We start from the raw sequence: 5,148 nt of genomic DNA on the forward strand, positions 1-5,148 counted from the left end.
GCCACCTCGGCCTCGCGCCGGCCGCCGTAGCGGATCTGCTGCGCCTCGCCCGCCACCAGCACGCGCTCGCCGTCGCGCAGCTCGACCGAGCCCGCGAAGCAGGTCACGCACACCTCGCCACTGGTGGCGCGCACGTTGAAGCGGCTGGCCGCCGCGGCCACGAGGCGCGCGCCGCCCACCGTCATGGTGAAGGGCGCGCGGCGCGCCGCGTCGAGCTGCACCTGCGCCTCGCCGCCGAGCATGTCGAGCACGGGCGGCTCGCCCTCGGCGCCGCGCGCGAGGTTGAGGCTGGTCTGCGTGTTCATCTCGACCACCGCCGCTGCATCGGCCAGCACCACGCGGCGCTGCTCGCCGGTGCCGGTGCGGTAGTCGGCCGTCATGTCGGACAGCGCGGGCCACAGGCCGGCCGGCGGGCGCACCACGACGAAGGCGGCGGCACCGGCCGCGAGTGCGGCGCCGAGGAACTGGCGGCGGCCGAACATCGACGGGCGCGACATGGCGATGGCCGCGCGCGGCGGTGTCTCCATCGCGGGCATGCGCTGCGCCACCGCTTCGGCGGCGGGCCGGGTCAGGTCCCACAGCCGCGTCGCCTCGGCCATGGCCTGCGCGTGCTGCGGGCTGCGGGCGCACCAGCGGCGGAAATCCTGCGCGTCGCCGGTGGTCGCGCGGCCGGAGGTCAGGCGCACGAGCCAGTCGTGTGCCTGCGTTTCCAGCGCGGCGCGATCGCGGTCGATTGGAGTGGGTGCGGCCATCATGTCTTTAGAAGGTGTGAATGGATCCGCCGTGGCCGAGCAGCCCGTCCAGGCACGTCCCATCAAGGCGCAAAGCGCAGCCATAGCCAGGGCTATGGCGAGCATTTGCAACGCGGAGGGGGCGTGTCTGGGCGGGATGAGCGGGCATGGCGGGTTCGTTCACACCTTCTCTGACTGTTTTCCGGCACCGGGACCGAACCTTTGAATCACGTCGCGGCCCAAACGGCCCGCGCAATGCACCAGCGCGGCCTTCACTTCGCGCTCGACGATGCGCACCGACACGCCGTAGCGCCGCGCCAGGTCGGCATGCGGCGTCTCGTCCACGCGCGAGGCGATGAAGATGTCGCGGCGGCGGCGCGGCAGCTCCTCGAGCGCGCGCTCCAGCGCCTGCACTTCGCTGCGGGCCTCCGAGACGCGGGCCGGGTCGTGGCTGTCGTCCGAAAAATGCAGCAGCTCCTCGACCTCGACGAAATCGAGCAGCCGCCCGTGGGAGATGCGCCGGTCTTCCGCCACGTTCGACGCGATGCGCAGCAGATAGGCCATGGGGCTTTGCACCGGGCCGGGGTCGCTCATGCGCTGCACGCGCAGCCAGGTTTCGTGCAGCACGTCGTCGGCCTGCTCTTCCGAGCCCAGGCGGCGACGGAGCCGGTTTCGGAAGTCGATGTAGCGGCTGGTCAGCAGGCTGCGCAGGAAGCCGGGGGTGTCCTGTTCCACGGCGTGCTCAGGGAGAAACCGCTGCGTCGCAGACGTCGGGGCGGTCGCCGGTGCGCGGCAGCAGCAGCACGGTCAGCGGCTGGTCGGCCTCGCCTTCGGGCGGACGCTCGAGCACCAGCGTGTTCATCGCGGCTTCGAGCGCGGCGTCGCGCTGCGCGAGGCCGGTGGAACTGAGCAGCCGCGTGCGCCGCACATGGCCGCCGGGCCCGACCCACAGCTGCACGAGCGCGCGGTAGGTGCCGGGGCGCGCGTGCGGCCAGCGGCACAGCGTGCGCTCCAGCGCCTGTTGCACCACGCGGGCGTCGCGCGAGGACATGGCGGGAACGGCGGGCGCGGCCGGTGCCGTCGCAACCACGGGCGGCGGCGCCTCGGCCTCGACCAGCGTGAAGGTGCGCGCGTCGGTGTGGCGCGCGGCCAGCCGCGTGCCGGCCAGCAGGCGCTGCAGCGCTTCGCGCGGGGTGAACAGGCCGTGCAACGCGGCGGATTCGAGTCCGGCGGTGAGCTGCCCGTCGAAGAACACGGACTGCCCCGTCGCCTGCGCGTAGACCTGCACGGCAGTGGCCAACGGCTGGGCCGGCAGGTCGAAGGCGATGCGCCCCGCCACATCGGGCGAAGGCGCGGGTTCGCCGGCATGCGACACGGCCGCGAGGGACAGAATTCCGAGGATCAGGGTCAAGACACACACCCACCGTGACCGAGCAACGCGAGACATGCCGGGTCCTGTGACGAAGGAGGAATCGCAGGCGCCGGGCCGGTGCCGCGTACTGCTTTGGTGCTCGGAATGCTAGTGACGCTTTGTGACAGCTTGAATGCATCGCAGCCACAGCCACGGTCCGAAGCGCCCCTGCCGCTGGCGACAATGCCCCCATGACGTTCGACCTCTTCGACGCCCCGCCGCGCGCCGCGCGCGAGCCGATCGGCCCGGCCGCCTTCGTGCTGCCGGGCTTTGCGCTGCCGCGCGCCGAGGCGCTGCTCGACGCCATCGACGGCGTGGCGGCGCGCGCGCCCTTCCGCCACCTGGTCACGCCGGGCGGCTTCACCATGTCGGTCGCGCTCACCAACTGCGGTGCGCTCGGCTGGACCAGCGACCGGCGCGGCTACCGCTACAGCGCGGTCGACCCCGACAGTGGCGTGCCCTGGCCCGCGATGCCCGATGTCTTTGCACTGCTCGCGCGCGACGCGGCGGCGCTGGCCGGCTTCGAGGGCTTTGCGCCCGACGCCTGCCTGGTCAACCGCTACCAGCCGGGCAGCCGGCTCTCGCTGCACCAGGACCGCGACGAGCGCGACCACGGCGCGCCGATCGTGTCGGTGTCGCTGGGCATGCCGGCGGTGTTCCAGTTCGGCGGGCTCGCGCGCGCCGACAAGACCACCCGCATTACGCTGGTGCACGGCGACGTGGTGGTGTGGGGCGGCGTGGACCGGCTGCGCTTTCATGGCGTGCTGCCGCTCAAGGACGCCCCGCATCCGCTGCAGGCACGGCTCGGCGCGCAGCGCATCAACCTCACCTTCCGCAAGGCCGGTTGATGCACGCATGATGAGTTCGACCACCTCCTCCACCGAATCCCCCGGCCGCGCGATCCGCGCGCTCTACGCCGCGCTGTGGCACTTCGCCGCCGGTGCGCGTGCGCAGCTGCTGGCCGCCACTGCGCTGCTCGCGAGTTCGCAGCTGATCCGCCTCACGCTGCCCTACCTCGCCGGCCAGGCCATCAACGCGCTGCAGCGCGGCGACCTGCCCGCGGCGGGCCGCTGGATCGCCACGCTCGCGGGGGTGTACGTCGGCGCCTGGGCGCTGCACGGGCCGGGCCGCATCCTCGAGCGCAACGTGGGCCTGAAGGTGCGCGAGACGCTGGCCGACCAGCTCTACGCGCGCATCGCCGCCGCGCCGCTCGCCTGGCACGACAGCCACCACTCGGGCGAGCTGCAGCACCGCGTGCACCAGGCCAGCCGCGCGCTCGCCGACTTCGCGCAGAACCAGTTCATCTGGCTCACCAACGCCGTGAACTTCGTCGGGCCGCTGGTGGCGCTGGCGCTGCTGTCGCGCACCAGCGGCGTGACGGCGCTCGCGGGCTATGTGCTGATCGGCGTCGTGATCGTGCGCATCGACCGCGCGCTCATGAAGCTCGCGCGCGCCGAGAACGACGCCGACCGGCGCTACGTGGCCGCGCTGCTCGACTTCCTGGGCAACGCCTCCACGGTGATCGGCCTGAGGCTGCAGGGCGCGTCGCGCCTGTTGCTGCGCCGTCGCATGGCGGCCGTGTCGCTGCCGCTGAAGCGCACCGTGGTGCTCAACGAGGGCAAGTGGTTCGCGGTCGACCTGATGGGGCTGGCGCTGACCTGGGGCCTGGTGGTGATCTATGTGTGGCAGGCGCGCGCGCCGGGCCAGGCCGTGATGCTGGGCGCCGTGTTCATGATCTACCAGTACGCGCAGCAGGCGGCGGGCGTGGTCACCTCGGTGGCGGCCAACTTCAGTTTCTTTGCGCGCATGCACACCGACTACAGCAGCGCCGAACCGATCTGGCACGCGCCGACGAGTGCCACGCTCGAGGCCCCGCCCGAGGAGGTGCCGGCGCACGAACGCATCGACATGCAGGCGCCTTGGACGCAGCTGCAGGTCGCGCAGCTGCAATGGCGCTATGCCCCGCGCGGCGCCGTCGCCAACGACCCGGCGGCGCCCGCGCGCAGCGGCCTCACGACGTGGCGCTCACGCTGCGCCGGGGCCAGCGCGTGGCGCTCGTGGGCCCCAGCGGCGGCGGCAAGAGCACGCTGCTGCGCGTGCTGGCCGGCCTGTATGCGCCGCACGGCGGCACGCTCTCGCTCGACGGCGAGCGGACCGACTGGGCCCGGCTGCGCCAGCTCGCCACGCTGATCCCGCAGGAGACCGAGCTGTTCGAGGCCAGCGTGCGCGAGAACCTGGCCTTCGGGCGTCCCTGCGACGACGAGCGCCTGCGCGCCGCGCTGCACACCAGCACCTTCGACGAGGTGCTGCAGGCCACGCACGGCGACCTGGACAGCGCGATCTCGGAACGCGGTTTCAACCTGTCGGGCGGCCAGCGCCAGCGGCTGTGCCTGGCGCGCGGCGTGCTCGCCGCCGAAGGCAGTTCGCTGCTGCTGCTCGACGAGCCGACCAGCGCGCTCGACGCCGCCACCGAGGCGCGCGTGCTGGGTCGCATCGCGGCGGCGTTTCCGCAGGCCTGCGTGATCGCCTCGGTGCACCGGCTGAGCCTGCTCGAGCGCTTCGACACCGTGATCCTCATGGAAGCCGGCCATGTGCGCGACCACGGCCCGCGCGACGACGTGCTGGCGCGCCAGCCGATGCTTCGGGAGGCCGTGTCCGGCAACACGCAGTAGGACCCCTCCTGCGCCAGAACGCGGCGTTCACAACTGCTGCGCTGGCATGCCTTCTGCAACAGTATCGGCATCCATTTGTTCACGCTTGGTCCTGTGCGGTCCCTTTTTGCGCCCCGGCTGCGTTCCAATCACATGGTTCTTCATTCCGCGAGCGTTTCCCGCCCCATGCGTTCTTCCCGCGCCACCCTTCCGCTCGCCCTGCTCGGTGCCGTGCTGGGCCTGTCCGCCTGCACCACCGGCACCACCGCCGAACAGCGCCAGGCCGCCGCCAGCAAGCCGCCGCCCACCGACTGCACGGCCTGGGTCGGCGCCGACCGCAACGCGCGGGTGGGCG

The 5,148-nt window shown here is 72.6% G+C and carries 5 protein-coding genes and 1 pseudogene; 3 read left to right on the forward strand and 3 right to left on the reverse strand.

The window, feature by feature from the left end; genetic code table 11:
- From VBO01S_RS30740 to VBO01S_RS30750, 3 genes are all read right to left on the reverse strand, one after another.
- Positions 1-752, reverse strand: a 752-nt coding sequence (locus tag VBO01S_RS30740; protein ID WP_062482806.1) for a FecR family protein, incomplete at its 3' end; no start/stop codon positions are given.
- A 159-nt stretch (positions 753-911) separates the two neighbouring features.
- Positions 912-1,466, reverse strand: a complete 555-nt coding sequence (locus VBO01S_RS30745) for an RNA polymerase sigma factor (protein WP_062482809.1) — start codon at positions 1,464-1,466, stop codon at positions 912-914.
- Positions 1,467-1,473: 7 nt separating this feature from the next.
- The gene (locus tag VBO01S_RS30750; RefSeq protein ID WP_062482825.1) at positions 1,474-2,142 is read right to left on the reverse strand and encodes an STN domain-containing protein; all 669 of its coding nucleotides are present in this window, start codon (positions 2,140-2,142) and stop codon (positions 1,474-1,476) included.
- Between the two features lie 191 nt (positions 2,143-2,333).
- Between VBO01S_RS30750 and alkB the strand changes: the two genes are divergently transcribed.
- From alkB to VBO01S_RS33370, 3 genes and pseudogenes are all read left to right on the forward strand, one after another.
- The gene (gene alkB, locus VBO01S_RS30755; protein WP_062482828.1) at positions 2,334-2,990 is read left to right on the forward strand and encodes a DNA oxidative demethylase AlkB; all 657 of its coding nucleotides are present in this window, start codon (positions 2,334-2,336) and stop codon (positions 2,988-2,990) included.
- A 10-nt stretch (positions 2,991-3,000) separates the two neighbouring features.
- A pseudogene (locus VBO01S_RS33365) lies at positions 3,001-3,621 on the forward strand (ABC transporter transmembrane domain-containing protein); the annotation flags it as partial.
- A 569-nt stretch (positions 3,622-4,190) separates the two neighbouring features.
- Positions 4,191-4,814, forward strand: coding sequence for an ATP-binding cassette domain-containing protein (locus VBO01S_RS33370; protein ID WP_255221256.1), 624 nt, complete (start codon positions 4,191-4,193; stop codon positions 4,812-4,814).
- The last annotated feature ends 334 nt before the right edge of the window (positions 4,815-5,148 follow it).

This window comes from Variovorax boronicumulans NBRC 103145 (assembly GCF_001591345.1).
Classification (GTDB): Bacteria; Pseudomonadota; Gammaproteobacteria; order Burkholderiales; family Burkholderiaceae_C; genus Variovorax; species Variovorax boronicumulans.